This window comes from Flavobacterium flavigenum, assembly GCF_027111255.2.
In the GTDB taxonomy this organism is placed as follows: domain Bacteria; phylum Bacteroidota; class Bacteroidia; order Flavobacteriales; family Flavobacteriaceae; genus Flavobacterium; species Flavobacterium flavigenum.
The window spans coordinates 4,841,112-4,867,433 of record NZ_CP114285.2; the positions used below are offsets into that span (position 1 = coordinate 4,841,112).

General features: G+C 34.2%; 28 protein-coding genes. 16 read left to right on the forward strand and 12 right to left on the reverse strand.

Annotation, left to right across the window (positions count from 1 at the left end):
* Window positions 1-205 precede the first annotated feature (205 nt).
* The 11 genes from OZP09_RS20200 to hisIE all read left to right on the forward strand — a co-directional run bounded on the left by OZP09_RS20200 (window position 206) and on the right by hisIE (window position 10,737).
* Window positions 206-868 carry a response regulator transcription factor gene (locus tag OZP09_RS20200; RefSeq protein ID WP_281309892.1) on the forward strand — a complete coding sequence of 221 codons (663 nt, stop codon included), beginning with the start codon at window positions 206-208 and terminating at the stop codon, window positions 866-868.
* Window positions 869-871: 3 nt separating this feature from the next.
* Entirely contained in the window at window positions 872-2,269 is a 1,398-nt protein-coding gene (locus tag OZP09_RS20205; RefSeq protein WP_281309893.1) for a sensor histidine kinase, read from the forward strand.
* A gap of 368 nt (window positions 2,270-2,637) precedes the next feature.
* A complete protein-coding gene (hisG, locus tag OZP09_RS20210; protein WP_269235426.1) occupies window positions 2,638-3,495 on the forward strand; it encodes an ATP phosphoribosyltransferase in 858 nt (285 codons plus the stop codon).
* A 113-nt stretch (window positions 3,496-3,608) separates the two neighbouring features.
* Window positions 3,609-4,907, forward strand: a complete 1,299-nt coding sequence (gene hisD, locus OZP09_RS20215) for a histidinol dehydrogenase (protein ID WP_269235427.1) — start codon at window positions 3,609-3,611, stop codon at window positions 4,905-4,907.
* 79 nt (window positions 4,908-4,986) lie between these two features.
* On the forward strand, window positions 4,987-6,036 hold the full coding sequence (gene hisC, locus OZP09_RS20220; protein ID WP_269235428.1) for a histidinol-phosphate transaminase: 1,050 nt from the start codon (window positions 4,987-4,989) through the stop codon (window positions 6,034-6,036).
* 131 nt (window positions 6,037-6,167) lie between these two features.
* Window positions 6,168-7,304 (forward strand): bifunctional histidinol-phosphatase/imidazoleglycerol-phosphate dehydratase HisB, encoded by a 1,137-nt coding sequence (gene hisB / locus OZP09_RS20225; protein ID WP_269235429.1) that lies wholly within the window; start codon window positions 6,168-6,170, stop codon window positions 7,302-7,304.
* 81 nt (window positions 7,305-7,385) lie between these two features.
* Complete coding sequence (locus OZP09_RS20230; RefSeq protein WP_269235430.1) at window positions 7,386-7,736, forward strand: nuclear transport factor 2 family protein; 351 nt, start codon at window positions 7,386-7,388, stop codon at window positions 7,734-7,736.
* Window positions 7,737-7,818: 82 nt separating this feature from the next.
* Window positions 7,819-8,412, forward strand: coding sequence for an imidazole glycerol phosphate synthase subunit HisH (gene hisH, locus OZP09_RS20235; protein WP_269235431.1), 594 nt, complete (start codon window positions 7,819-7,821; stop codon window positions 8,410-8,412).
* Between the two features lie 124 nt (window positions 8,413-8,536).
* Window positions 8,537-9,259: a 1-(5-phosphoribosyl)-5-[(5-phosphoribosylamino)methylideneamino]imidazole-4-carboxamide isomerase gene (hisA, locus tag OZP09_RS20240; RefSeq protein ID WP_269235432.1), complete on the forward strand. Its 723-nt coding sequence runs from the start codon at window positions 8,537-8,539 to the stop codon at window positions 9,257-9,259.
* Between the two features lie 86 nt (window positions 9,260-9,345).
* Window positions 9,346-10,101: an imidazole glycerol phosphate synthase subunit HisF gene (hisF, locus tag OZP09_RS20245; protein WP_269235433.1), complete on the forward strand. Its 756-nt coding sequence runs from the start codon at window positions 9,346-9,348 to the stop codon at window positions 10,099-10,101.
* 39 nt (window positions 10,102-10,140) lie between these two features.
* Window positions 10,141-10,737, forward strand: coding sequence for a bifunctional phosphoribosyl-AMP cyclohydrolase/phosphoribosyl-ATP diphosphatase HisIE (gene hisIE / locus OZP09_RS20250; protein ID WP_269235434.1), 597 nt, complete (start codon window positions 10,141-10,143; stop codon window positions 10,735-10,737).
* A gap of 132 nt (window positions 10,738-10,869) precedes the next feature.
* Here hisIE and OZP09_RS20255 read toward each other — a convergent pair whose 3' ends face one another.
* The 9 genes from OZP09_RS20255 to OZP09_RS20295 form a co-directional block, all read right to left on the reverse strand.
* Window positions 10,870-11,688: a helix-turn-helix domain-containing protein gene (locus tag OZP09_RS20255; RefSeq protein ID WP_281309894.1), complete on the reverse strand. Its 819-nt coding sequence runs from the start codon at window positions 11,686-11,688 to the stop codon at window positions 10,870-10,872.
* A gap of 59 nt (window positions 11,689-11,747) precedes the next feature.
* Window positions 11,748-12,785 carry an SDR family NAD(P)-dependent oxidoreductase gene (locus OZP09_RS20260; protein WP_269235436.1) on the reverse strand — a complete coding sequence of 346 codons (1,038 nt, stop codon included), beginning with the start codon at window positions 12,783-12,785 and terminating at the stop codon, window positions 11,748-11,750.
* Between the two features lie 128 nt (window positions 12,786-12,913).
* On the reverse strand, window positions 12,914-13,846 hold the full coding sequence (locus OZP09_RS20265) for a transglutaminase-like domain-containing protein (RefSeq protein ID WP_281309895.1): 933 nt from the start codon (window positions 13,844-13,846) through the stop codon (window positions 12,914-12,916).
* 21 nt (window positions 13,847-13,867) lie between these two features.
* On the reverse strand, window positions 13,868-14,719 hold the full coding sequence (locus OZP09_RS20270; protein WP_281309896.1) for a substrate-binding domain-containing protein: 852 nt from the start codon (window positions 14,717-14,719) through the stop codon (window positions 13,868-13,870).
* A gap of 125 nt (window positions 14,720-14,844) precedes the next feature.
* Window positions 14,845-15,321 carry a DUF4265 domain-containing protein gene (locus OZP09_RS20275; RefSeq protein ID WP_269235438.1) on the reverse strand — a complete coding sequence of 159 codons (477 nt, stop codon included), beginning with the start codon at window positions 15,319-15,321 and terminating at the stop codon, window positions 14,845-14,847.
* 10 nt (window positions 15,322-15,331) lie between these two features.
* On the reverse strand, window positions 15,332-15,712 hold the full coding sequence (locus tag OZP09_RS20280) for a VOC family protein (RefSeq protein WP_269235439.1): 381 nt from the start codon (window positions 15,710-15,712) through the stop codon (window positions 15,332-15,334).
* Between the two features lie 49 nt (window positions 15,713-15,761).
* On the reverse strand, window positions 15,762-16,631 hold the full coding sequence (locus OZP09_RS20285; protein ID WP_269235440.1) for a nucleoside phosphorylase: 870 nt from the start codon (window positions 16,629-16,631) through the stop codon (window positions 15,762-15,764).
* 90 nt (window positions 16,632-16,721) lie between these two features.
* Entirely contained in the window at window positions 16,722-17,054 is a 333-nt protein-coding gene (locus tag OZP09_RS20290; RefSeq protein ID WP_223680674.1) for a translation initiation factor, read from the reverse strand.
* 112 nt (window positions 17,055-17,166) lie between these two features.
* Window positions 17,167-18,117 (reverse strand): isopenicillin N synthase family dioxygenase, encoded by a 951-nt coding sequence (locus tag OZP09_RS20295; protein ID WP_281309897.1) that lies wholly within the window; start codon window positions 18,115-18,117, stop codon window positions 17,167-17,169.
* Window positions 18,118-18,364: 247 nt separating this feature from the next.
* Here OZP09_RS20295 and OZP09_RS20300 point away from each other — a divergent pair, with 247 nt between their 5' ends.
* From OZP09_RS20300 to OZP09_RS20310, 3 genes are all read left to right on the forward strand, one after another.
* Window positions 18,365-19,114: a 4-hydroxy-tetrahydrodipicolinate reductase gene (locus OZP09_RS20300; RefSeq protein ID WP_269235442.1), complete on the forward strand. Its 750-nt coding sequence runs from the start codon at window positions 18,365-18,367 to the stop codon at window positions 19,112-19,114.
* 129 nt (window positions 19,115-19,243) lie between these two features.
* Window positions 19,244-21,220 carry an alpha-ketoacid dehydrogenase subunit alpha/beta gene (locus OZP09_RS20305; RefSeq protein ID WP_269235443.1) on the forward strand — a complete coding sequence of 659 codons (1,977 nt, stop codon included), beginning with the start codon at window positions 19,244-19,246 and terminating at the stop codon, window positions 21,218-21,220.
* A 62-nt stretch (window positions 21,221-21,282) separates the two neighbouring features.
* On the forward strand, window positions 21,283-23,025 hold the full coding sequence (locus OZP09_RS20310; protein ID WP_281309898.1) for a DUF885 domain-containing protein: 1,743 nt from the start codon (window positions 21,283-21,285) through the stop codon (window positions 23,023-23,025).
* Between the two features lie 100 nt (window positions 23,026-23,125).
* Here OZP09_RS20310 and OZP09_RS20315 read toward each other — a convergent pair whose 3' ends face one another.
* Window positions 23,126-23,533 (reverse strand): glyoxalase, encoded by a 408-nt coding sequence (locus tag OZP09_RS20315; protein ID WP_269235445.1) that lies wholly within the window; start codon window positions 23,531-23,533, stop codon window positions 23,126-23,128.
* A gap of 250 nt (window positions 23,534-23,783) precedes the next feature.
* On the opposite strand from OZP09_RS20315, the gene OZP09_RS20320 reads away from it, so the two are divergent.
* Both OZP09_RS20320 and OZP09_RS20325 read left to right on the forward strand, forming a co-directional pair.
* Window positions 23,784-24,167, forward strand: coding sequence for an acyl-CoA thioesterase (locus OZP09_RS20320; protein ID WP_269235446.1), 384 nt, complete (start codon window positions 23,784-23,786; stop codon window positions 24,165-24,167).
* Between the two features lie 100 nt (window positions 24,168-24,267).
* Window positions 24,268-24,693: a hypothetical protein gene (locus tag OZP09_RS20325; RefSeq protein ID WP_281309899.1), complete on the forward strand. Its 426-nt coding sequence runs from the start codon at window positions 24,268-24,270 to the stop codon at window positions 24,691-24,693.
* 40 nt (window positions 24,694-24,733) lie between these two features.
* Here the strand turns inward: OZP09_RS20325 and OZP09_RS20330 are convergent, their stop codons facing one another.
* Both OZP09_RS20330 and OZP09_RS20335 read right to left on the reverse strand, forming a co-directional pair.
* On the reverse strand, window positions 24,734-25,993 hold the full coding sequence (locus OZP09_RS20330; protein ID WP_269235448.1) for a mechanosensitive ion channel family protein: 1,260 nt from the start codon (window positions 25,991-25,993) through the stop codon (window positions 24,734-24,736).
* Complete coding sequence (locus OZP09_RS20335; protein WP_269235449.1) at window positions 25,986-26,273, reverse strand: DUF3817 domain-containing protein; 288 nt, start codon at window positions 26,271-26,273, stop codon at window positions 25,986-25,988. Before OZP09_RS20335 ends, OZP09_RS20330 begins: the two co-directional genes overlap by 8 nt.
* Window positions 26,274-26,322: the final 49 nt, after the last annotated feature.

A 26,322-nucleotide genomic window follows, 5' to 3' on the forward strand; every position in this document is an offset into this window, starting at 1 on the left:
CTTATTTTTTTTACAAAATTATATCCAGTTGATTAATTCGGAATTAAGAAACAACTTTACCTTGCTTAGGATGAACTTAATATTTGCTTAAGATAAATTGCATATTTTTTATTGTCATAATTTTGAGCATTTACACCATACAAAATTTTATCTTTGATAAAAGGTGATTATAAATGTATAAATAAAATCCTAATAAAATAAAAAAATGCATATTTTAATAGTTGAGGATGAGTTAGGTATTGTTCAGTTTTTGAAACAAGGCCTGGAGGAAGAGGGATATGAGATAACTACAGCCAGTGATGGTTTAATAGGTTTTGAACTAGCCCAAAGCCAGCAATTTGATTTGATTTTACTGGACTGGATGCTGCCAAAGATTAGTGGTATAGACCTTTGTAAAGCTATTAGGATTAAAAATCAGACAACCCCAATTATTTTTTTAACGGCAAAAGATACTGTAAAAGAAACCATCGAAGGGTTGAGGGCTGGAGCAAACGATTATATCAAAAAACCATTTAGTTTTGAGGAGCTTACTGAAAGGATCAAAGTTCATTTAAGGCATAAAAAAGGTTCGGAAACACTATTGTTAGGAAATATTAAAGTTGATGTATCAAAATACCTTGTTTTAAAAAATGATGAGGAGATTGGGCTTACCCAAAGGGAGTTTGAATTACTTCGTTACCTGATTGAAAACAAAGGAAAAGTATGCACCCGGAACCAGATTTTAAAAGATGTCTGGAATATTAATTTTGAATATGATACCGGGGTTATAGATGTTTTCATGAATGCTATCAGAAAAAAACTGAATTTAAAAATTGAAGAAGACTATATAAAAACCATCCGTGGTGTAGGTTATATTGCTAATGACTAGGTAATGACACAGCTTTCCTTTAAAAACAGAATCGCCTTAAATTATATCATTACAACAGGATTGTTGATTCTGGTAGTTTTTTCGGCTATTTATTCCACAGTAAAATTTACGGTTTATAAGCATCTTGATGAGAATTTAAAGATCGAAATTGAGAATCATTTAAAAGAGATCAAAATAGAAAACGATATGGTTTTCCTGATGGATGAAGAGGAGTGGGAGGAACGCGAACATAACTCAGTGGATGTAAATCCGGTTTTTGTCCAGTTTTTGGATTTGCATAAAAAAGTGATCGAAAAATCACCAAATTTAAAAAATGAAGTCCTTGTATTTCATGATAATATAGGATTTTACAAAACCTTTGATACAACCTTATTAAAAAGCACTGTCAGACAGATTCAGGTTCCGCTTCATATAAAATCAAAAAAAATTGGTTATCTGATTATTGCGATGCCACTTACAGATTCGACCAAAGTTTTAAATAACCTTTTTGAGACTTTGTTAATTGCTTTTCCTTTCATTTTAATACTATTATTTTTAATTGCGCGCTTTTTTGCCGGAAGGAGCATCAGGCCTATTAATGCCATTACAGATATTTCAGGTATGATTACAAGGGATAATCTTAAAACCAGAATTCCCCTGCCTAAAAAACGTGATGAATTATATACGCTTTCTGAAACAATCAATAATTTGCTGAATCGTATTGAGGATGCCGTAGAGCGTGAAAAGCAATTTGCATCAGATGCATCACACGAATTGAGAACGCCTTTAACCGTTATCAAGGGGACTCTGGAAGTGCTGATCAGAAAACCACGTAATAACAATGAATACGAAGAAAAAATAAATTACTGTATCAACGAAGTAGATAATCTCAATATATTGGTGGATCAGCTTCTTATGCTGGCGCGTTTTGAGAATCAAAGACATAATGTTTTATCTGAATCTGTTTATCTGAACGCTGTTGTTTTAGATGTAATTACTTTAAATTCAGAGAAAATCAGCAGCAAAGCAATCCATATGAAATTTGATGCCGAAGGAGAATTTTACATTAATTCAGATAATTACCTTGTGGTAACTATTTTTAGGAATATTATTTCTAATGCCCTTAAGTATACCAATAATCGTGGTCACGTTTCTGTTTCACTTTTTAAAGAAAACAGTAAAATTATCTGCAGGATTTCAGACAACGGAATCGGAATTAAGAAAACAGATTTAGAGGCTATCTTTAATCCTTTTTTCAGGTCGAATTCGTCAGTACATCCAGAAATTAAAGGAACAGGATTAGGATTGTCTATCGTTAAACGTTTTACAGAACTGCTTGATATTAAGTTTCAGATAGAAAGCAGGATTAATGAAGGTACAACAGTAGTTTTAGAATTTAACGAAGAGGAAATTAGGCTATAAAAAACAACGTTCGTGCATCTTTGATCTTTATAATATATTCGAAACCTTTTTAGTTCAATATCCTGGAGTAAAAATAGGCTGCAAATGGTGAAGAATCTTTTTTTAACAATAAACTGCTGTTAAGTTAAAATAAAAATTGCTTTTTTATGAAATTAACCTGTATATTTGCAACCGAATCAAAGAATAAAAAACAACATAAAAATGTTTATCAACCAATTACATCATCATCATTTTCATAATTGCTCTCAGGCGATGTGTTAATGTATGGATGTAAATCATCATATTTTAAAACCCGTTTGAGTACATCAAACGGGTTTTTTATTCCCTATTCTTTGTACTCAAACTATTAATTAAACAAAAAAAGAAAAATGAGTACTTTAAAAATTGCAATTCAGAAATCAGGTCGTTTAAACGAAGACAGCATCCAGATCCTAAAAGACTGCGGTATTTCAATCAACAATGGAATCGATCAGCTAAAAGCAGAAGCTTCAAATTTTCCTCTTGAAGTTTTATATTTAAGAAATTCTGATATCCCTCAATACTTAATTGACGGAGTAGTAGATTTAGCAATTGTAGGGGATAATCTTTTGGTAGAAAAAGGAAAAGGTATCGAAGTGGTTCAGAAATTAGGATTCTCAAAATGTAAAGTTTCTGTAGCAGTTCCAAAAACTTTTGAATACAATTCGGTTCAGGATTTGGCTGGTTTGCGTATTGCAACTTCATATCCAAATACAGTTAATGAATATTTTGGTTCATTCGGATTGACAGTTGATATTCACCAGATTTCAGGTTCGGTAGAAATTGCACCTAATATTGGTCTTGCCGATGCCATTGTTGATATCGTTTCAAGCGGAAGTACTTTGTTTAAAAACAATTTGAAAGAAGTTGAGGTAATTTTGAAAAGTGAAGCGGTTTTAGCGGTTTCTCCAAAAGTTTCCCCTGAAATTCAAAAGCACATCGATACTTTAAAATTTAGGATCCAGTCGGTATTGAGAGCCAGAAATTCAAAATATATTTTGATGAATGTGCCAAATGACAAGATTGATGAAATTGGCAGAATTTTACCGGTTTTGAGAAGCCCTACCGTTCTCCCGTTGGCAGAAGAAGGCTGGAGCAGCGTTCACTCTGTAATCGATAAAGATACTTTTTGGGACGTAATCGATCAGTTGAAAGAAGCCGGAGCAGAAGGGATTCTGGTTTGCCCAATTGAGAAAATGGTACTATAAATAAAATTTCAATTATAAAATTCCAAATTCCAAACTTAGCTTGAAAATTTTAGCTTTTGACGAAAGCATTGGAATTTGGAACTTCTAAAATTTGGAATTTAATATAAAATATTATGAATAAAATAAATAACCCAAAACCGGATACCTGGTCAGAAATATTAAAAAGACCTACGAAAACAATCGATGATATCGAAGTTACGGTTAAAGAAATATTTAAAGAAGTACAGAAAAAAGGAGATGAAGCGGTTGCAAAATACACTTCTATTTTCGACGGAATTGCTTTAGACAATTATGAAGTTACTTCGGAAGAAATTCAGGAAGCAATTATTTTAGTTTCAGCCGAACTGAAAGAAGCAATCCAGCTGGCTAAAAATAATATTTATAAATTTCACTCCGCACAAAAAACAGAAAGAATCTCAATTGAAACGATTGATGGCGTTAACTGCTGGCAGGAAAAAAGACCTATTCAAAAAATTGGTTTGTATATTCCCGGTGGAACCGCTCCTTTGTTTTCAACCGTTTTGATGCTCGCTGTTCCTGCTGAAATTGCAGGTTCGAAAGAAATTGTTTTGTGCTCGCCTCCGGATAAAAACGGAAAAATCAATCCTGCGATCTTGTATGCTGCCAATTTATGTGGCGTAACCAAAATATTAAAAGTAGGCGGAATCCAGGCCATTGCCGGAATGACGTTTGGAACACAGTCAATTCCTAAAGTGTATAAAATTTTCGGTCCCGGAAATCAGTTTGTAACGGTGGCTAAACAATTGGCAACACAATTTGGCGTTGCTATTGATATGCCTGCAGGACCATCAGAATTATTGGTGGTAGCAGATGATACTGCTGTTCCTGCTTTTGTAGCTTCGGATTTATTGTCTCAGGCAGAACATGGTGCTGACAGTCAGGTGATTTTGGTTTCTACTTCGAAAAAACTGATTGATGCTGTGGAAGAGGAAATTCAGGTCCAGCTTGAAGTACTTCCAAGAAAAGAAATTGCTAAAAAAGCCATTGCCAATTCTAAATTGATTTTTGTTGAAAACGATAAAATTGCTTTAGAACTTATAAATGAATACGGACCGGAACACTTTATCATCTGCTCAGAATATGATGATTTTTACTGTAACGGAATTGTAAATGCGGGTTCTGTTTTTATCGGAAATTATACGCCTGAAAGTGCCGGTGATTATGCTTCAGGAACGAATCATACTTTGCCGACAAATGGCTACGCCAAAAATTACAGCGGTGTAAATCTGGACAGTTTTATGAAATCCATGACGTTTCAGAAAATTTCAGAGAAAGGAATTCAGAATATTGGACGCGCCATTGAAGTAATGGCGGAAGCCGAAGGATTACAGGCACATAAAAATGCAGTAACATTACGTTTGAAGTCCTGCGAGGTTTCCAAAACCTCGTAGGTTTGAATTAATTATTGATTTCTGATTAAAAAAATACCTACAAGGTTTTAAAAACCTTGCAGGAATAAAAAATAAAACAATGAGTACCTTCGATATAAATAGAATCACACGTGAAAACGTAAAAATATTAAAACCCTATTCTTCAGCACGTGATGAGTTTGAAGATTTTGATACTGCTGAAATGATTTTTCTGGATGCAAATGAAAATCCGTTTCAGAATGGTGTAAACCGTTATCCGGATCCACAGCAGAATTCGGTTAAAGCCATTTTAGCTAAAAATAAAAATGTAAAACAAAACCAGATTTTATTAGGAAACGGAAGTGATGAGGTTTTGGATTTGCTTTTCAGGGCTTTTTGCGAACCAAAAACAGACAATATTATTTCGTTGCCGCCAACTTACGGAATGTACAGTGTTCTCGCGAATATTAATGCGGTAGAAAACAGGGAAGTTTTGCTTTCAACCGATTTTCAGCCACAGGTTGATAAAATTTTAGAAGCGGTTGATGACAATACCAAAATTATCTTTTTGTGCTCACCAAACAATCCCACCGGAAATTCATTTTCGGATGAAAGTGTGGTGAAACTGCTTCAGAATTTTAAAGGTTTGGTCGTAATCGATGAAGCCTATATTGACTTTTCGGAAAAAGAAAGCTGGCTGGTAGAAATGGATCAATATCCGAATCTGGTGATTACACAAACACTTTCAAAAGCGTATGGGCTGGCCGGAATTCGTTTAGGAGTTTGTTATGCTTCACAAGCTGTAATTTCAATTCTAAACAAAATTAAACCTCCGTATAATGTAAACGAACTGACACAGCAAAGAGCGATTGAGCGTTTGAAGGACGGAGAAAAAATAAAACAGGAAATTGATGCTATCATCGAGCAAAGAGAAGAACTGCTTAAAGTTTTGGCAGATGTTGCTTTTGTTGAAAAAGTTTATCCTACAGAAGCTAATTTTGTGTTAGTAAAAGTGGATGATGCCAATAAAAGATACGATCAGCTAATTGAAAAAGGAATTGTTATCCGTAACAGAACAACACAGCCCTTATGCGAAAACTGTCTTCGTTTTACGATTGGAATTCCTGAAGAAAATGCTGTTTTGATTAAAGAATTGAAGTTGTTGAAATAGATTTTGAAATTATAAATATCTCGAAACCGTTTTGCGTGAGGGATAGAGGCGTTATCCTTTTGTGAAGAGAAACGGAACAAAAGATATAGCCGAAAGCCCGACCCGGAGGGACACGCCCAAAATAATATAATATGAAAAAAGTACTTTTTATCGATCGTGACGGAACGATTGTTTTAGAACCTGAAGGATATCAATTGGATAGTTTAGATAAATTAGAGTTTTATCCGAAAGCGTTTCAATATCTGGCTAAAATTGCCAATGAACTGGATTATGAGCTCGCAATGGTAACCAATCAGGACGGTTTGGGAACGGACAGTTTTCCGGAAGATACGTTTTGGCCAACACAGAATTTTATTCTGAGAGCGTTTGAAAACGAAGGTGTTTTGTTTGATGATATTTTTGTAGACCGTTCATTCCCGGAAGATAATGCACCAACACGCAAACCAAGAACCGGAATGTTGACGAAATATATTGACAATCCAAACTATGATTTGGCAAATTCTTTTGTTTTGGGAGATCGTTTAACTGATGTTGAACTGGCTAAAAATCTGGGAGCAAAAGCCATTTTTATGAACCTGGCTGATGGCGCCGGAAGTACTGAAATTTCATCGAAACGTGAAGAGTTAGATGAAACGATTGTTTTGCAGACAACCGACTGGAAAACGATTTATGAGTTTTTGAAATTAGAGGCTCGTTCGGCTTCGATTACCCGTAAAACGCATGAAACCGATATTTACATTAATCTGAACCTTGACGGAACGGGAAAAAGTAAAATCGATACAGGAATTGCTTTTTTTGATCACATGTTAGACCAGATCTCCCGTCACGGTCAAATGGATTTGGAAATTCTGGTAAAAGGGGATTTAGAGGTTGATGAACATCATACTATTGAAGATACGGCTATTGCTTTGGGTGAAGTTTTCGCAAAAGCACTAGGAAATAAATTAGGAATCGAGCGTTATGGTTTCTGTTTGCCAATGGACGATTGTTTAGCACAGGTTGCCATTGACTTTGGAGGAAGAAACTGGCTGATCTGGGAAACCGAATTTAAACGCGAAATGGTAGGTAAAATGCCAACAGAAATGTTTTTTCACTTCTTTAAATCATTTTCTGACGGTGCAAAAGCCAATATCAACATCAAAGCTGAAGGAGATAACGAGCATCATAAAATTGAGGCGATTTTCAAAGCTTTCGCTAAAGCCATAAAAGTTGCCGTAAAAAGAGATACTGAAAAAATGATTTTACCTTCGACAAAGGGAATGCTGTAAAAAAATTTGTTTCAGGTTTAAAGTTTCAGGTTCTGTTGAATAACGTGTAACTTTAAACCTGAAACCTGAAACAAAAAAGGAATGGAACCGAAAAAGTTTGCCAAACAATGGATTGAATCCTGGAATTCGCATGATTTAGAAGATATCATGAAGCATTATGCGGATGATATTCAGATTACAACGCCAATGTTAAAACTGGCTGCAGGAATAGAAAGTGGCTCAATCCAAGGAAAAGAAGAAGTGAGGGCATACTGGGAAAAAGCATTAATCAAAATTCCTGATTTGCATTTTGAATTGATAGAAGTTACATCTGGTATTGATTCGGTGGCACTTTATTATAAATCGGTTATGAATAAAATGGCAGTTGAAGTTATGTTTTTTAATGAAAACGGATTGGTAAATAAAATGATCGCTCATTATACTGATTTATAATAAGGTTAAAATTGTTTCAAGTTTCAAGTTTCAAGTTCTGTAAAGCAACCTGAAAACTAAAACAAAACAAACAAAAAATTAAATGAAAATAGTTATCATAAATTACGGAGCAGGAAATATTCAGAGTATTATGTTTGCTATTGAAAGACTCGGTTTTAAAGCGGTTTTGAGCAATAATCCTGAAGAAATTCAGTCGGCAGATAAAGTGATTTTCCCTGGTGTAGGCGAGGCGAGTTACGCGATGAAAAAACTGAAAGAAAGCGGTTTGGATAGTTTGATTCCGACATTAAAACAGCCTGTTTTCGGAATCTGTCTTGGAATGCAGCTGATGTGTAATTCAACTGAAGAAGGAAATACAAAAGGTTTGGGAATTTTTGATGTGGATGTAATTAAATTTACTTCAAAAGTAAAAGTGCCGCAGATGGGCTGGAACCAAATCTATAATTTAAAATCGGATTTGTTTAAGGATATTGCAGAAAATGAATTCATGTATCTGGTACATAGTTTTTATGCTCCAAGCTGCCCTGAAGCTATTGCAACAACAAATTACGAATTGGAATACGCTTCGGCTTTACATAAAAATAATTTTTACGGAACGCAGTTTCATCCTGAAAAGAGTGGGGATGTGGGGGAGAAGATATTGGGTAACTTTTTGAAGTTAAATTCCAATTTTTAAAATTGCTTCGCCTGTTCGCTATCGCTTGAGTCCAAATTCTAATTCAATAACAAAAATCAATCAAAATATCAATTTCAATTTTGGATAATCTAAAATCTAAAATCTAAAATCTAAAATTACAAAAATGAGAATAATACCAGCCATAGATATCATTGAAGGAAAATGCGTTCGTTTGTCCAAAGGGGATTATGATACCAAAATAATTTACAATGAAAATCCGCTTGAAGTGGCCAAATCATTTGAAGCGCACGGAATTGAATACCTGCATTTAGTAGATCTTGACGGTGCAAAATCAAGCAAAATTGTCAATTATAAAATTCTGGAACAAATTGCGACACAAACCAGTTTAAAAATTGATTTTGGTGGTGGATTAAAAGCAGATTCTGATTTAAAAATTGCTTTTGAAAGCGGTGCAAACCAAATTACAGGTGGAAGTATTGCGGTAAAAAACAGGGAAATTTTCCAGAAATGGATTTCAGAATACGGTTCGGATAAAATCATATTAGGAGCTGATGCAAAAGATGAAAAAGTAGCCGTTTCAGGATGGCTGGAAGATTCAGATGAGGATTTGGTTCCGTTTATTCAGGATTATCAAACAAAAGGAATTCAGTATGTAATTTGTACTGATATTGCAAAAGACGGCATGCTGGAAGGGCCAAGCTTCGATTTGTATGCGAAGATTTTAGCTGAAGCTAATGGAATAAAATTAATCGCTTCCGGTGGGATTTCTACATTCGACGAACTCCCAAAATTAGCCGAATTAGGTTGTGAAGGAACGATAATCGGAAAAGCGATTTATGAAGGAAGAATTACGTTGAAGCAATTAGAAAACTTTATAATTAGATAATTTGTCAATTAGAAAATTAGAAAATTATTTAGCAAACGCAGAAAATTATCTAATTATCTAATTATCTCAATTAACACATTAGATAAATGTTAGCAAAAAGAATCATACCCTGTTTGGATATAAAAAACGGAAGAACCGTAAAAGGCGTAAATTTTGTAGATTTGCGTGATGCTGGTGATCCGGTTGAACTAGCTGAAATTTATTCGGCTGAAGGTGCGGATGAATTGGTTTTTCTGGATATTTCGGCAACGGAAGAGCGTAGAAAAACTTTAGTCAATATGGTACGAAGTGTGGCGGAGAAAATCAATATTCCGTTTACCGTTGGCGGCGGAATTTCGTCTGTTGAAGATGTTGAAATCCTTTTGAATAATGGTGCTGATAAAGTTTCAATCAATTCATCGGCAGTAAAAAATCCGCAATTGATTAATGATCTGGCTCAGAAATTCGGAAGCCAGTGCGTTGTAGTCGCAATCGATGCCAAACAAATTGACGGACAATGGATTGTACATTTGGTGGGTGGAAAGGTACCAACCGAATTAAATTTATTCGATTGGGCTGTAGAAGTTGCAGAACGCGGTGCAGGAGAAATATTATTTACTTCAATGGACAATGACGGAACCAAAAATGGTTTTGCAAACGAGGCTTTGGCTAAATTGTCAGGATTAATTAATATTCCGATTATTGCTTCGGGAGGTGCCGGAAATATTCAGCATTTTGTTGATTCATTTAAAGAAGGAAAAGCAGATGCGGCTTTGGCAGCAAGTGTTTTTCACTTTAAGGAAATCGAAATTAAAGCTTTGAAACAAGAGTTAAAAAACAATAATATTGAAGTACGAATATAGTCTTTAAGACTTTCGACTTTCCACTTTAGACTAAAAAAGATGAACATAGATATCAAAAGTTCCCACGGATTAATTCCGGCGATTATTCAGGATTCAGAAACGAAAAATGTCCTAATGATGGGGTATATGAATGAAGAATCCATTCAAAAAACAATTGAAACCCAAAAAGTGACTTTTTTCAGCCGTTCCAAACAAAGACTTTGGACAAAAGGTGAGGAAAGCGGTAATTTTTTGAATTTGGTAAGCATTAAAAACGACTGTGATGGTGATACGCTTTTGATTCAGGCAAAACCAGTGGGACCAACTTGTCACACCGGAGCTGATACCTGTTGGCAGGAAGAAAATAAGGAAAATTATGGTTTTATTTCCCAGTTAGAAAATACAATCAAAACCCGCAGGGAAAATGCTGATTCGGAGAAAAGTTATGTAGCATCCTTATTCGAAAAAGGAATTAATAAAATTGCTCAAAAAGTAGGAGAAGAAGCGGTAGAAGTAGTTATTGAAGCCAAAGACGATAACGATGATTTATTCCTGAGCGAAAGTGCCGATTTGCTTTTTCATTATTTGATTTTACTGCAGGCAAAAGGATATCAGTTAAACGATGTGGTTGATGTTTTAAAGAAACGTCAGAAGTAGTTTTAAATACGAGCTTAATCTTTAAAAATCAGGTGAATAAATGAATGATGAATCTTTAATAAATTTTTAACAGGCTTTTATATTTTTCAGATAAATAAATTGTTTTAGCAGAAGTTTTGTTAATGACTGGTATTACTTTTTTGTTGCTGTAAGTTCTGTTGGCGATTGTCCAAATTGTTTTTTGAAAGCAAAAGAAAAATGTGACAGGTTTTCAAAGCCAACTTCGTAAAAAACGTCAATAGGTTTTCTACTCTTTTTTGTTAGTTGATAATAGGCAAGTTCTAAGCGTTTTTCGGTTAGCCATTTTTGTGGCGTGGTATTAAATGCCTTTTTGAAGTCACGTTTAAAAGTAGTTAAACTACGCCCTGTTAAATAGCTGAATTTTTCTATTGGCATGTTGAACATATAATTACGTTCCATAAACTCGACAAGGTTGATTTTATGCGGTTCCGAAAAGTCAGATAAAATATTGTCTATGTCTTTGTTTATAGACTGTAAAACGGTAATAGCTTCCTGAATTTTCAATTGGGAAAGTTCCTCTGGCAATTTATACTCAAGGTCAAAATAGGGCAGCATCGAACTGAAAAAGCTATCCAATAATGGACTTTTAGGCAATGGAATGATATAATCGGTTTTAGGAACAAAAGTGATCTGCATTTTTTTTTGTTCATAAAAAGCCCTCAAAACACCTTGTGTCAGTTTTACGACTATGGCTTTATAAGGCAATCCGTCTTTTTCGGATTTTATTAATGTAGCCAGCCGATTTCTCGGAAACAGATGCGTTTCGCCTGCTCCAAAAATATAGGTTTTATTAGATTGAATTACTTTTAATTCGCCCGACAATACACGAACAACAGAGTGTTCCTCTGCAATTATTTCGGTATTATAGAATACGGCTTCACTACAAGTGAAAACAATTTCAGCGTTATTATTTGTTTCTCTTATTGGCATAGTACAAAGGTAAAAATAAATGAGGCTCACAATTTAATGAGCCTCATTAGTTTCAATTATTAGATATCAAATTTTGTCTGAGTCAGTTTTTCACTTAGTGCCCAAAGTTTTTGAGCTGCTTCAGCATTCAGTGCAAATGGTGCTACACCAACAAATCCACCTGGGTTTTTATAAGCAGCCGCAATGCTATCATAATTTGCTTCATCATATTGAGCAATTTCGACATCCTCCAAATATACACCTCCTAGATTTTGAAGCTGCGGACTTGTTGCTGCCCAAACTGCTGTTGCAGCGCCTTGTTCCTTGGTTTTTTGTATACTTTTCATTGCAGCTTCTGCTTCGGTATTTGTTGTTCCATCAGGATGCAAAATACCTAATGTGACAAAATCTTCAAAGGTTAAATGCCTTCCCAAATTAGTTTCTAAACTCAAACCAGGATTCAAAGAATAAGAACGAACCCCAAATTGTTGTCCTCTATTATCTAATTCTAAAGCAAAAAGTATATTGGCTGTTTTAGATTGTCCATACGCTTCGAATTTATCGTACTCTCTTTTGTTAAAGTTTACGTCATCAAAACCAATCGGTGAATAATGGTGTGATGAAGAAGAAACATTCACAACTCTTGCTCCATTGGCTTTTTTTAATGCTTCCCAAAGTCTCGCAGTTAATTTAAAATGACCTAAATGATTAGTAGCAAATTGTCCTTCATTTCCTTTTTCGTCACGAAGTAAAGATGTCCACATGATACCAGCATTGTTAATAAGCAAGTGCAATGCTCTGCCAGATTTTAGAAACTTATCCGCAAATGTTTCAATAGATTCAGGTTTAAATAAATCTAAATATTCTACCTCTACGGAAGTAATTCCTTTTAAGTTTTCCTTTGTTTTTTCTATATCTCTAGCAGGAACAATTACTGTAGCTCCAGCCGAAGTTAATGCTTTGGTGATTTCAAAACCATAACCACCATCACCACCTGTAACGATTGCAATTTTACCTGTAAGATCAATTCCCTTGATTACATCTGTAGTTGTTGATGATGCGTTGAAGCCTGAACCTGTTGTTTTTTGTAATGCTCCATTGTAATTTGTTTGTTCCATTTTTTTAAAAGTTTGTTATTTTTTAAATTTTGATGGGACAAAGTTAGAAAGCGTTTTGCCAAGAGGTTTTGTTTTAAAGTCCGAATTACTTTGTTTACAGGGTCGGTCGTTTTACTGCTGTTAAACTTCTAATTAAGCGTTAAAGCCCCTAAAATTTCTTCATACATAAATGGGCCGCCAGGATATTTGGCAGTGTAATCAAGATTCATCCATACCTGGCCGCGTTCGTCGATATGGTAATGAATTATTTTTCCTTTACTCTCTTTCACAAAAAGGACATTCTTAATCAGATAATTGACTTTTTCCAGATCAATTAAAGAACCAATCAGAATTTCGGGATAAATATGGCCTTTGGTATGAATTAATCTCGGTGTTCCGCCAATCGAACGAACTGCTGCAGCCATTAAAATGGAATGATCATCGCAGTCTCCCGAAAAATATTCTAAAGATTCAGTAGCTGTAGCAATGTAATCGCCTTCTTTTGGATCATTAACATAATTCCACCGATGATTGATTTCCTTAAAAACAGCAAAACACTGAATGATGGTTCTGTAATCTGAATAACCCTTTATGCCTTTAAAATGCTTTGTAGTTGCCATAATCGCAAAATTCCGAACTTTAGGATTCTGATATTCTATGGCATTTATAATTTTTGTTTTATTAGGAAACGGAAGTAATTTCGCCACAATGATATCCTGAGGAAAAGGATTATCAGACATGGTATAAATCATCGAATTATAATCTTCTGATATTTCGGTAAAGCCATAATTCCCTATAACTGTTCCATAAAATAAAACTAGTAAGTATAAGGCAATGCAAATTAAGATGATGGTACGTAACAACATCAGCAAGAAGTAAATTGCTGCAAAAACAACTAAAAAAATCAAAACACGGTCTAAATTAAAAGACCATTTTAAGTCAATCAGGTTTTGGTGCAATATGATAAAAACCGGGATGGTAATCAAAAGACTCAATAGCATAATAATAATCCTATCCCAGGGAGATTTTACCTGTAATTTGGATTTTAATTGCGGAAAGTCAATTTTTGGAAATTTTATCATAGCATTAAAAAGCAGTGTTTTTTACATCGCTTTTACGGTTTCAACAAAAGTACTTTTTTTATCAATAATTCCCAGATCAAATAACTGATTTTGAATCTTTACAAATGCTTTCTCGGTTAAATTTTTCTGAGACCATTGTGTCAGTTTAAGCCATTCCTGAATATCTTCCAGTCTTTGGTCAAAAATATCGGCCAGTGTTTTGTCAATATCCGGAATCTGGGTAAAATCCCGTGTAGCATTATTAATGATTTCCAGTATTTTCTCCATTACTTTTGGATTTTTTTTCAAAAATTCATCACGGGCAGCAATTACAAAAGAAGGCCATGGAGTAGGGCAATCACCTAAGCGTCTGAAAATACCTTTATCAACAAGAGGTTTGGTCATGAAACGCTCCCACATGAAATAATCTGCAGTTTCATTAGTAAGAGCTTCTACAGCACCGTCTATGGTGTTGACGATTTCAAATTCTAAATTATCAGTTCCCCAGCCCTGTTCATTTGCATTAACATACGCCATTAATTGAGATCCTGAACCCAAACGTGAAATAGCCACTTTTTTATTTTTAAGATCTTTTATAATATGAAAATCGGAGTTAGCTGCAACATGAATCCCCCAAATTAAAGGTGACTGCACATAAATCTGAACAATTTTACTGGGATTTCCGGCAGCGATATCTTTTATAATGCCCTCTGTCAAAATAACAGCAATATCAGTATCGCCATCACGCAGCATCTGACACATTTTACCAGTTCCTTCAGGAATATTTTTCCATTGCAAATCTATATTTTCTGTTTGAAATTCGCTATTTTCAATACATAGCCGCCATGGCAAATTGAAGTGTTCAGGAACACCAACAATTTTTACTGTTTTCATTAAGTTTAAGTTTTAAGTTAAGTTGTTTGGGCATATTATTTTTAGACTTCTTAGATTTTAGCATGTTAGAATATTTAAGTATTTAGATTTTAAAAAATGATCTAATTACCAAATTAACACACTCTCTAATTTTTCAATAAATCTGTTCTGTGTTTTTCAGAAAGGCATGGTTCTGCAAATTCTATAATTTCCTGTAATTCGTATTGGCTCAAAAGGTTCTTTACAATGGCGTAATCTACATTTTTTGGAACTTCAACAGCAAATAAGGTTTCATTTAAGCCTTCTGAAACGCAATGAACTGATTTTAGTTCTTCACGGATTATTTCTTTATCGAATCCTTTTTCTAAAATTACAACCTGGAGAATTGAATTTCCAAAACTTTCTATAGTTTTTCTGTAAACAAGAGCATCTTCATTTTCATCGAATTCAGCGAAGAAAATATCATCTGTTGCAATTAAAGGTCCAAAAAAGGGAATGTTATCTAGTTTGAAAATTCCTTTTTCCAAATCAATAATTTCAGCCCACATGGTTTCAACCACTGTATCTTCAAGCAAATCACTGTAATATCTGAATACTATTTTTTTGTGCGTTTCTACTTCCATTATTTAGACATTAATTTAAGGCTTTTAAAGGAGATATTACAATACGATATCCGTCTGGATCCAGAAACATTTTGCCATTTTCATTCCAATATGGATTTATAGCCGGTATGATTGAAATATTGTTATTTACCACCTTTTTTATTAAGGTATTATATTTCAAAATTGTTTTGGGATAAAGTACAATGATATCATCTTCATCAAACTTATGATCAGTTTTGGTTTTAGATTGTGTGAATTCAAAATACCAGTCTAAATCAGGTTTTCCAATAAAAAGGCCATCATAATTATTATGGTTTTGGAAGCCGCCAAGTCTTTCAAAACCTAAAATATTGACGTAAAAATTTTCAATAGTCTCTAAATTATTTGTATGCCTTGCCACTCTTAGCATCATAGTTTTGTAATTTTTAAATAATAAATTATCTAATTTTCAGATTGACTAATTATTTTACTGCTAATTTGTCTAAAGTATATGCAATCAACTCATCTACTGCTTTATAAGGGTCCTGGCTAAAGGTTCCCGAAGCACGATTCGCAATAATCGCATTTAATGACAAAGCATTGTGTCCCAGTAATGCTGAAAGCCCGTAAATAGCAGCAGTTTCCATTTCCAGGTTTGTGATTCGGTTATCATTAAAATTAAAATTATCCATTTTGTTATTTAATTCCTCATCCTGAATGTTTAAACGCAGAATACGCCCCTGGGGGCCATAAAAACCTCCGGCAGTAGCTGTAATTCCTTTGAAAATCCTGTCGCTTTCAATGATTTTTTCTAATGTTTCTGAGCAGGCAATTGCATACGGTCTTCCTTTTCTAATATCCCAGTTGGTATGCAGGATAAAAGCATCTTCAATGGCATTATGGGAAACATTATCAATTAGATAGGAGCGAAGCATATTATCCAGTCCTAATCCAAATTTAGACATTACAAAGCTGTCAACAGGTATATCTGCATGTAATGAACCCGAAGTCCCGATTCGGATTATATTTAGAGAGGTCAGTTCTTTTTTTGGTACACGTGTTTCTAAATCGATGTTAACCAATGCGTCTAATTCATTTAGTACAATGTCAATATTGTCAGGTCCAATTCCTGTTGACATGACTGTAATTCTCTTGCCTTTGTAAACTCCAGTTTGGGTTTTAAATTCTCTTTTTTGAGTTGAATATTCAATCGAATCAAAAAACTGGGTAATTTTTTCAACCCTGTTCTGATCTCCCACAAAAATTATATCGTGGGCTATATGTTCAGGTCGAAGGTTTAAGTGATAAACACTTCCATCCGGGTTGAGTATTAATTCTGATGCCTGTATCATTTTTTTAAGTTGCTAAGTTCTAAGTTGCTGAAATTCTACTAATTTCAGTTTTTGGAATTTGGAATTTTTAAATTTGGAATTTAAAACATTTTATCCACCAACCCGTTTTGTTTTAAAGCCTTTTTCTTTTAAAATTGCCATAATTTTATCACGGTAATCTCCCTGAATGATAATAGAATCATCTTTAAAAGTTCCGCCAACGCTCAGTTTTGTCTTGATTTCTTTGGCCAGAATTTTAAAATCTTCATCAGATCCTTCGTAACCTTCGATAATGGTTGTTGCTTTTCCTTTTCGTTTTTCGAATTTGCAGATCATAGGCTCCTTTTGTACATAAAGCACATGTTCTTGTTCCTGAACCTCTTCTGGTTCATTGGATTCTATATGATCCGGAAATAAATTTTTTAACTGATCTTTAAAGTCCATAAGTTTGTTTTAAAAGATAAATTCCAATGCTTAAATTTAAAAAATCAAATTCCAAATCCCAATTTAATAATTTTGGAATTTGGAATTTTATAAAATTTGGAATTTAATAACTTTATTTTTTTATTAAACCTAAATCTACTAAGCGTTCGTATAGATAATCCCCAGCTTTAATATCTTCATATTTCTTAGGATTTTCAGAATCAATACAGTTTTCTAAACAATCCAGACGCATATCGCTCACAGGATGCATAAAAAACGGAATAGAATAACGTGAAGTTCCCCATAATTCCCTTGGCGGATTTACAACCTGATGTATAGTCGATTTTAATTTGTTGTTTGTATGTCTTGAGAGCATGTCTCCAACGTTGATTACCAATTCATCATCTTGGGCAATAGCATCAATCCATTCGCCATCGTGATTTTGAACCTGAAGACCTTTACCCTGGGCACCCATCAATAAGGTTATTAAGTTTATGTCTCCATGAGCAGCTGCACGAATCGCATTCTCCGGTTCAGAAGTAATCGGAGGATAATGTATTGGTCTTAAAATAGAGTTTCCTTCTTTGGCATATTCATCAAAATAAAACTCATCCAGACCAAGATGTAATGCCAAGGCTCTTAAAACATAAACGCCTGTTTTTTCAAGCATTTGATACGCTTCTTTTCCAACTTCGTTAAAACGCGGTAATTCTTTAACCTCAACGTTGTCAGGATATTCAGAAGCCCATTTCGAATCCTTGTCAACATACTGGCCAAAATGCCAGAACTCTTTTAAATCTCCCTCTTTTCGTCCTTTAGCATGTTCTTTTCCAAATGAAACATAACCTCTTTGTCCGCCTATTCCGGGAATTTCATAATTGTGTTTGGTTTCTAATGGCAAGGCGAAAAATTTTCGAATTTCACCATAAAGTTCGTTTACCAGCTGGTCATCAAGAAAATGACCTTTTAAGGCAACGAAGCCAATGTTTTCAAATGCACTGCCGATTTCATTTACAAATTTTTGTTTACGTTCCGGGTCGCCCGAAAGGAAATCACGTAAGTCTACACTAGGAATGTTTTGCATACTTTACATTTTATTTTAAGAAAAAAAGGTTTTAGGCCTCATAACAAAGGTAGATAATATTTTAGATTTGAATTTTAAAAAATACTATAAAGTTAGATTTTTCCTTTAATAATTTAACATAAAGATGAAGAAGGTAATTTTGATTAAACTTTAATTTCGAACTTGTTTTGCTTTAAAAACATGTTAATAATTCTAAAAAACATGGGTTTTAAAATAGAAAATTCTATTTTTATAAAAAAAGAACATTATGAAAATAGGACTAATCGGATTTGGGAAAACCGGAAAAGCGGTAGCTTCGGTTTTGCTGCAAGACAAAAAATTTTCACTTAAATGGGTTTTGAAAAGAAGTCATATTTTAGAGAATCGAACTACAGCGGAATATCTCGGAATTGATTCTGAAGAAACAGGGAAAATATATTCAATTGAAAATACTTCGATAACAGAACTACTGGATAAGGAACCTGTTGATATGATAATTGATTTTTCTTCAGCTATGGGAATTTATAGTTACGGAGAAGAAGCCAGTATCAGAAAGGTAAAAATTATATCTGCTATTTCTCATTATTCTAAACAAGAAAAAGATTTTTTAAAGACGCTTTCAAAAATTACTACTGTATTTTGGAGTCCTAATATCACGCTTGGGGTAAATTATTTATTATTTGCTTCTAAATTTTTGAAGAAAATTGCGCCCTGGGTTGATATCGAAATTATTGAAGAACATTTTAAAGGTAAAGACGGCATTTCAGGGACTGCCCTTAAAATTGCAGAAACACTTGATTTGGAAGAAAATGATATAAATTCGGTAAGAGCCGGCGGCATTGTAGGCAAACACGAAGTCGTTTTTGGATTTCCTTTCCAGACAGTCAGGCTGATTCATGAAAGTATTTCCCGTGAAGCTTTTGGCAGCGGGGTTGTATTTGTTGCTGAAAATTTAAAAGATAAGGAAGAAGGACTATATAACTTTGAAGATATTTTATCTCCTTATTTTGTTGCTTAAATAATTTTATGCTAAAAATTACTTATTATAAATATAATTCAGGCACAGCTTATTTTTTACTATTTATTTCACTATTAGTATTTCAGTTGTTATATTTTAATATATTTGAAATGCTAAAACCGAAACAAAATGATCTTTTACAGACAAGACCTTACTGACACTCAATTACTGGATTTATATAAAAAAATACTCAAGCCACGTTTAATCGAAGAAAAAATGCTCATCCTGATCCGACAGGGCAAAGTATCAAAATGGTTTTCAGGAATTGGGCAGGAAGCAATTGCAGTAGGTGTTACAGCTGTTTTGGATGATTCAGAATATATATTGCCTATGCATAGAAATCTGGGGGTTTTTACTTCGAGAAATATTCCTTTGTACCGATTGTTTTCGCAATGGCAGGGAAAAGCAAATGGTTTTACAAAAGGCAGAGACCGTAGTTTCCATTTTGGAACCCAGGAATATAAAATTATTGGAATGATTTCGCATCTGGGACCACAGTTAGGCATTGCAGATGGGATAGCTTTGGCAAATAAACTTCAAAACAATAAAAAAATAACAGCTGTTTTTACCGGTGAAGGCGCAACTAGCGAAGGTGATTTTCATGAAGCCTTAAATATTGCTGCAGTCTGGAAATTGCCCGTAATGTTTATCATTGAAAACAATGGTTACGGACTTTCTACACCTACAAATGAGCAGTATATGTGCGAAAACCTGGCAGATAAGGGCATTGGTTATGGTATGGAAAGCCATATTATTGACGGAAATAATATTTTGGAAGTTTATAACAAACTTTCAAAACTTAAGGAGCAGATGCAGGAAAATCCCCGTCCGGTTTTATTGGAATTTAAAACCTTTAGAATGCGTGGGCATGAAGAGGCGAGCGGTACAAAATATGTTCCTCAGGAATTGAGGGATGAGTGGAGTGAAAAAGACCCGGTTACCAATTATAGAAGATTTTTAACAGAAAGTGGTGTCCTGACAGCAGAATTCGACGAACAGCTTCATAATGAAATCAAACAGGAAATCGACGAAAATTTAGCTATAGCAAATGCAGAACCGGAAATTGTCCCGACTTATGAAGGTGAATTAGCGGATGTTTATAAACCTTATGAGTATGAAGAAGTGATTCATTCATCAGAATCTAAGAATATTCGTTTTATAGATGCTATCAGAACGAGTCTGGAACAGTCTATGAAAAAGCATGAAAATCTTGTTATGATGGGGCAGGATATAGCAGAATATGGAGGAGCTTTTAAAATAACTGATGGTTTTGTTGAGTTTTTTGGAAAAGCACGCGTTCGAAATACCCCAATTTGTGAAAGTGCCGTGGTTTCAACTGGAATGGGATTATCAATTAACGGCTATAAAGCAATTGTTGAAATGCAATTTGCAGATTTCGTTTCAACAGGTTTTAATCCGATTGTTAATTTGCTGGCAAAATCGCATTATCGCTGGGGTGAAAAAGCCGATGTTGTAGTACGTATGCCTTGTGGGGGTGGAACTCAGGCAGGACCTTTTCATTCACAGACAAATGAAGCCTGGTTTACCAAAACGCCTGGTTTAAAAATTGTATATCCTGCTTTTCCGTATGATGCCAAGGGCTTATTAAATACTGCAATAAATGATCCGAATCCTGTTTTGTTTTTTGAGCATAAACTTTTATACAGAAGTATTTATCAGGATGTTCCAAATGATTATTATACGATTCCATTAGGAAAAGCAGCACTTATAAAAGAAGGAGAGAAGATAACCATTATTGCCTTTGGTGCAACGGTTCACTGGGCATTGGAAACATTAGAAAAACATCCGGATATTGAGGCTGATTTGATTGATTTAAGAACATTGCAGCCTTTGGATACCGAAACTATTTTTGCATCTGTCAAAAAAACGGGCAAAGTGATTATTTATCAGGAAGATACTTTGTTTGGCGGAATTGCCAGCGATATATCCGCTTTGATCATGGAACAGTGTTTTGAATATCTCGACGGACCGGTAAAAAGAGTTGCCAGTTTAGATTCTCCAATTCCGTTTACTAAGGCTCTGGAAGATCAGTTTTTGCCAAAAGAGCGCTTTGAAAAAGAACTTATGGACTTGCTGGCTTATTAGAACCAAAAAATAAGGACTGATTTAAATTATCTAAATAAAATATTACTTCAATACATTAAAATATGAAAAAACTGTTTGTTTCAATTTTTACGCTTACATTGTTTATTTCCTGTAATAAAAGCACGAAGTCTGGTGATGACAATGCTTTAGACAAAAAATTTGACAAATATAAAGATGGTTTTGTTACCTCTTTGTGGAAAATGAATCCGGGATGGGCTTCTGCTGTCGGCTATCATAAATTAGACAGCGTTTTGGTGGTTCCTGATGCTGCGGCAGACCAAGCACAGCTTGATTTTGCAAATGTGCAATTAGACTCTTTAAAGAAATATGATATTGAAGACTTATCCGATAAAAATAAAACAGATTATCACATGATAAAAAATCATTTGGAATCTGTAATTTTCGGTATCAAAGAATTAAAATCATCACAATGGAATCCATCTGAATATAATGTCTGTGGTGCATTTGCAGAAATTCTAAATGGTAAATATGATTCCCTTGAAGTGCGCCTGCGTTCTTTTAATGCTAAAATGAATGGAATTCCGGCTTATTATGAAGCAGCCAAAAAGAATATCAAAAACCCAACAGTTGAACATACAGAACTTGCAATCGCACAAAACATAGGAGGTTCTTCTGTTTTTGAAGCAGATTTAAATGATGCGCTTTCGAAAAGTAAACTGACGCCTGCAGAGAAAAAAGAAATTCAGGACAAAGCAAAAGTTTCGGTAAAAGCAATTAAAGAATATGCTGAATGGCTTAAAAATCTGCCAAATAAAACACCTCGTTCTTTTCGATTAGGAGCTTATTTGTATGCTAAAAAGTTTAGTTTTGATATTCAGTCCGGTTATTCTACAGATGAAATTTATAAAATTGCCGTTGATCACAAAAAAGACCTGCATGATAAAATGTTTGCTTTGGCTGATAAACTTTGGTCAAAATACAAAGGAAGCCAGACAAAACCTGCCAATAAGCTGGATTTAATTAAACAGGTTATTGATCAGATATCATTGAAACATACGACACCTGAAAAATTCCAGTCTGAAATTGAAAAACAGATTCCTGAACTTACGGCTTATGTAAAAGAAAAAGATTTATTGTATATTGATCCTTCAAAACCATTGGTTGTTCGTAAAGAGCCTGCTTATATGGCCGGAGTTGCAGGTGCTTCAATCTCTGCGCCGGGTCCTTATGACAAAAACGGAAATACCTATTATAACGTAGGCAGTATGTCTGGCTGGACGGCCGAAAATGCTGAAAGTTATTTAAGGGAATACAACGATTATATTTTACAGATTTTAAATATTCACGAAGCAATTCCTGGACATTATACACAGCTGGTTTACAGCAATCAGTCGCCAAGTATTATCAAATCTATTCTTGGTAATGGCGCAATGATTGAAGGGTGGGCTGTTTATGCAGAAAAGATGATGCTGGAAAGCGGTTATAAAAATTCTGACGAAATGTGGCTGATGTATTACAAATGGAATTTAAGAGCAACGTGTAATACCATTTTGGATATTAGTGTTCACACCAAAAATATGTCTAAAGAGGATGCCCTGGATTTACTTATCAAAGAAGCTTTTCAGCAGCAGGCAGAAGCAGAAGGAAAATGGAAACGTGTTACATTGTCCCAGGTGCAATTATGTTCTTATTTTACAGGATATACCGAAATTTACAATTTAAGGGAAGAGCTTAAAAAGAAAAAAGGGGAGAATTTTAACCTTAAAAAATTCCATGAGAAATTTTTAAGTTTTGGAAGTGCTCCGGTTAAATATATCAGAGAGTTAATGTTGTCTGAAGAATAAAAATTTTAAGATTACTGATTATCTAAAAAAGGGCCTGATAAATTATCAAGCCCTTTTTTAGATATTTTAATCAAAGGAAATCTAGAGAAAGGAAATTTAATTATTTCAGATCAGATTCCTTTTCAAATAGCTGTACCTGACTTTTTAACCTTTCAATCAATAAATTCATCATTCTTTTGTTTAAACTTGATGAATTTTGGATATAAGTGTCGTATTCCTGAATTGTAAAAAGTGCCATAACAATTCCTTTTAAAGAATTTCTGAATTTGATATCTTTTTGGATAGAATTTTCTATAGTCTGGATTTTCTTTTCGACAGTATAAGAATAAAAATCAGCTTTGTTTTTATTTACATAGTTGATGAAGACAGCAATGAATAAATCATTCTGAAATTTTAAAATCGGTCTAATGGTTTGGTTTTGAAAAATTTCATCAGGTGATGACTGAGCGCTTATAGTTCCTAAAGTTTCGCCTCTGAATTCTTTTAAAAAAGTGTCTCTGTCTGCCATGGTTTTTATTTAAAATTATAAAAATATCTTCTATAAAGATAGGTTCCCCGGATTTAGTTACTGACAATTCTAAAAAAAATAAGTTCATAAATTAAAATATTTCGTTGACTTTAATTTTTCGACTTTTAAAAGTGATTTTTAAAATAATTCAGCAGCAAATTTTCGAATTATTGAAATCGTAAGGATTAATAAAAAAACATAATCTGATTATGGGAGTAAAAAACTATTTTTACCCATAATAAAATAAAATATGAGATTTCACACCAGAAAATGGGTTAAACCCCAAGATTTAAATCCGAACGGAACTTTGTTCGGCGGACAGTTATTAGCCTGGATCGATGAAGAGCTTGCTTTGTATTCGATTGTACAATTAGAAAACCCAAGAGTTGTGACCAAACACATGTCTGAAATCAACTTTAAAAGTTCAGCAAGACAGGGAGATATTGTAGAAATTGGAATCGATGTGGTAAAATTTGGAACCACTTCTTTAGTGCTTAAATGTGCTGTAAGAAACATGATGACCCGTGAAATCATCATCACAATTGATCAGACTACAATGGTTAATTTAGGTGAGGATGGAAAGCCAAAACCACATGGAAAAACGAAAATAGAATTTGTGAAAGACCGTTTATAAATTATTACACATACAACCATATAAGTAAAATAAGTTCGTGTAACTTTTCGTTAAGCTTCTATTTACTTAACATTCTTAAATGGTAAAAAAAACTATTGAAATGTTTAAAAAAATTATAACGGCTTCGGTATTATTTGCTTTTTTAATTTCCTGTAATTCTAAAGAAGAAAAGGATAGATACAATCATTTTGTCTACAGGGCTGTAAACAATAAGGACACAGCAATTTTAGCAATTCATATGAGTGATAAACGTTTTTATGGCCGCTATGAAATAGCGTACTATGAAATTGGTAAAGATTCAGGAGATGTAAAGGGAGATATAAAAGGTGATACTTTAAGAGGCGATTTTCATTATATATCCAACGGCGGAGGATGGAAAAGGGTCCCAATTGCTTTATTAAAGAAAGAAAACAAACTGCTTTTAGGAAATGGCGTAATAGGAACTTACATGAACCTCCCGTGTTTTTTGCCCGGAACTCTTAATTATGATGAAACAAAGTTTATTTTTAAAGAGATTAAAAAATAGTTCAGATTCTCAGGTTTACTCCTGAAAGTCTGAACTAAATTTACTTGTCTAAATATCCAATAGCAGAAGGCAGTTCGAATAGTTCCAGATCAAAATATACAACAGAAGCCATAACGTGGTCAAAAATGTCAGCCATGATATACTCGTAATTGGCCCAGCGCTTGTCACTCGAAAACACATAAATTTCCAAAGGAACACCATGTGCGGTTGATTGCAGCTGACGGCATACAATGTGCATATTTTTATTTAATCCGGGATGATCTAAAAGATATTGTATAATATATTTTCTGAACAAACCTAAATTGGTCATATTTCGCCCATTTAGACTCAGGGTTTTGTCTATACCCCGCAAGTCATTGTATTTGTCAATTTCAGCTTGTCTTGATTCAATGTAAGAGGTGATCAATTGTATTTTTTTCATATGATGCAAATCTTCATCATTCAAAAAACGAATGCTGCTGCTCTTAATCAGGATATGCCTCTTGATGCGTCTTCCGTCAGAGTTTTGCATCCCGCGCCAGTTCTGAAATGAATCTGAACTTAAGGCATAGGTTGGGATAGTAGTGATTGTATTGTCAAAATTGCGGACTTTTACCGTTGTCAGGTTAATTTCGATCACATCGCCATCGGCACCAAATTTATCCATTGTAATCCAGTCACCAATACGAACCATATCGTTAATGGATACCTGAACACTGGAAACAAATCCCAGGATTGTATCTCTGAATATAAGAATAATAATTGCAGAAAGTGTTCCCAGAATAGTCAGTAATTCGCCTCTTTTCATTCCGAATAAAGTCGAAACAATAAGGGCAATTCCAAAAATCCAAAGCACGATCATAATTACCTGAACGAAACTATCAATCGGTTTGTCGCTGTATTCGGGTTTGTTTTTTAAATAATCACGTAAAGCATTAAAAATAGTTCTGACAATCCATAAGGTGATCAGTACGATATAAACGCCTACTATTTTTCCGAACATCAGTTCCCAATACTCATACCGGTCCAAAATGATGGGAACGGCTTTGTAAATAAAGAAAAACGGAATTAAGTAAGCGGTGTATTTTGTGGTTTTGTTATTAATTAAATAGTCGTCAAACTTGGTTTTGGTTCGCTGGGCAAAAATCGCAGTAAGTGTCACCAATACAAATTTGGCCAAATAATAAATAGCATAAGCCAGCGCCAGCATAATGGCAATATTAAAGATTAGGCTAATGTAAGACGCAAAGTTGCGGCTCATTCCCCAATCCCTGAAAAGGGGATATAAAAAGTTGAATATTTTATCCAAAAACTTATGCATTATTTTCTAAATACTTTTTCTCAACATAGAACGTTCCAAAGGGAATAAGCGAAGCAATCAGGATAATTCCGAATGTTTTCAAGTCCCACTTTTGAGATTTTCTTAGTAAAAAAGCCAATAAGATGTAACCTATAAATAAGATTCCGTGACTCATTCCCAACGGCTGTAATAAGGTGTGATAGAGTTCCGGATTATTTGTTTTAATAAAAAGCATATTTGCGAATAAAACTAAATAAGAGATTCCTTCTAAAATGGCAGTAACTTTAAAAATCTTAAGCATGATCTGTTTTTTGAATTAATAACCGCAAAATTAAGTATTATCCATCATT

Coding starts and splice junctions, on each gene's coding strand:
- OZP09_RS20330 (WP_269235448.1), bottom strand. CDS start 25,993: ATGCATAAGTTTTTGGATAAAATATTCAACTTTTTATATCCCCTTTTC.
- OZP09_RS20290 (WP_223680674.1), bottom strand. CDS start 17,054: ATGGACTTTAAAGATCAGTTAAAAAATTTATTTCCGGATCATATAGAA.
- hisA (WP_269235432.1), top strand. CDS start 8,537: ATGAGAATAATACCAGCCATAGATATCATTGAAGGAAAATGCGTTCGT.
- hisC (WP_269235428.1), top strand. CDS start 4,987: ATGAGTACCTTCGATATAAATAGAATCACACGTGAAAACGTAAAAATA.
- hisD (WP_269235427.1), top strand. CDS start 3,609: ATGAATAAAATAAATAACCCAAAACCGGATACCTGGTCAGAAATATTA.
- OZP09_RS20255 (WP_281309894.1), bottom strand. CDS start 11,688: ATGCCAATAAGAGAAACAAATAATAACGCTGAAATTGTTTTCACTTGT.
- OZP09_RS20325 (WP_281309899.1), top strand. CDS start 24,268: ATGTTTAAAAAAATTATAACGGCTTCGGTATTATTTGCTTTTTTAATT.
- hisIE (WP_269235434.1), top strand. CDS start 10,141: ATGAACATAGATATCAAAAGTTCCCACGGATTAATTCCGGCGATTATT.
- OZP09_RS20310 (WP_281309898.1), top strand. CDS start 21,283: ATGAAAAAACTGTTTGTTTCAATTTTTACGCTTACATTGTTTATTTCC.
- OZP09_RS20295 (WP_281309897.1), bottom strand. CDS start 18,117: ATGCAAAACATTCCTAGTGTAGACTTACGTGATTTCCTTTCGGGCGAC.
- OZP09_RS20335 (WP_269235449.1), bottom strand. CDS start 26,273: ATGCTTAAGATTTTTAAAGTTACTGCCATTTTAGAAGGAATCTCTTAT.
- OZP09_RS20230 (WP_269235430.1), top strand. CDS start 7,386: ATGGAACCGAAAAAGTTTGCCAAACAATGGATTGAATCCTGGAATTCG.
- OZP09_RS20270 (WP_281309896.1), bottom strand. CDS start 14,719: ATGAAAACAGTAAAAATTGTTGGTGTTCCTGAACACTTCAATTTGCCA.
- OZP09_RS20205 (WP_281309893.1), top strand. CDS start 872: ATGACACAGCTTTCCTTTAAAAACAGAATCGCCTTAAATTATATCATT.
- OZP09_RS20260 (WP_269235436.1), bottom strand. CDS start 12,785: ATGGAACAAACAAATTACAATGGAGCATTACAAAAAACAACAGGTTCA.
- OZP09_RS20200 (WP_281309892.1), top strand. CDS start 206: ATGCATATTTTAATAGTTGAGGATGAGTTAGGTATTGTTCAGTTTTTG.
- OZP09_RS20315 (WP_269235445.1), bottom strand. CDS start 23,533: ATGGCAGACAGAGACACTTTTTTAAAAGAATTCAGAGGCGAAACTTTA.
- OZP09_RS20275 (WP_269235438.1), bottom strand. CDS start 15,321: ATGGAAGTAGAAACGCACAAAAAAATAGTATTCAGATATTACAGTGAT.
- OZP09_RS20265 (WP_281309895.1), bottom strand. CDS start 13,846: ATGATAAAATTTCCAAAAATTGACTTTCCGCAATTAAAATCCAAATTA.
- OZP09_RS20280 (WP_269235439.1), bottom strand. CDS start 15,712: ATGATGCTAAGAGTGGCAAGGCATACAAATAATTTAGAGACTATTGAA.
- OZP09_RS20320 (WP_269235446.1), top strand. CDS start 23,784: ATGAGATTTCACACCAGAAAATGGGTTAAACCCCAAGATTTAAATCCG.
- OZP09_RS20300 (WP_269235442.1), top strand. CDS start 18,365: ATGAAAATAGGACTAATCGGATTTGGGAAAACCGGAAAAGCGGTAGCT.
- OZP09_RS20305 (WP_269235443.1), top strand. CDS start 19,244: ATGATCTTTTACAGACAAGACCTTACTGACACTCAATTACTGGATTTA.
- hisB (WP_269235429.1), top strand. CDS start 6,168: ATGAAAAAAGTACTTTTTATCGATCGTGACGGAACGATTGTTTTAGAA.
- hisG (WP_269235426.1), top strand. CDS start 2,638: ATGAGTACTTTAAAAATTGCAATTCAGAAATCAGGTCGTTTAAACGAA.
- hisF (WP_269235433.1), top strand. CDS start 9,346: ATGTTAGCAAAAAGAATCATACCCTGTTTGGATATAAAAAACGGAAGA.
- OZP09_RS20285 (WP_269235440.1), bottom strand. CDS start 16,631: ATGATACAGGCATCAGAATTAATACTCAACCCGGATGGAAGTGTTTAT.
- hisH (WP_269235431.1), top strand. CDS start 7,819: ATGAAAATAGTTATCATAAATTACGGAGCAGGAAATATTCAGAGTATT.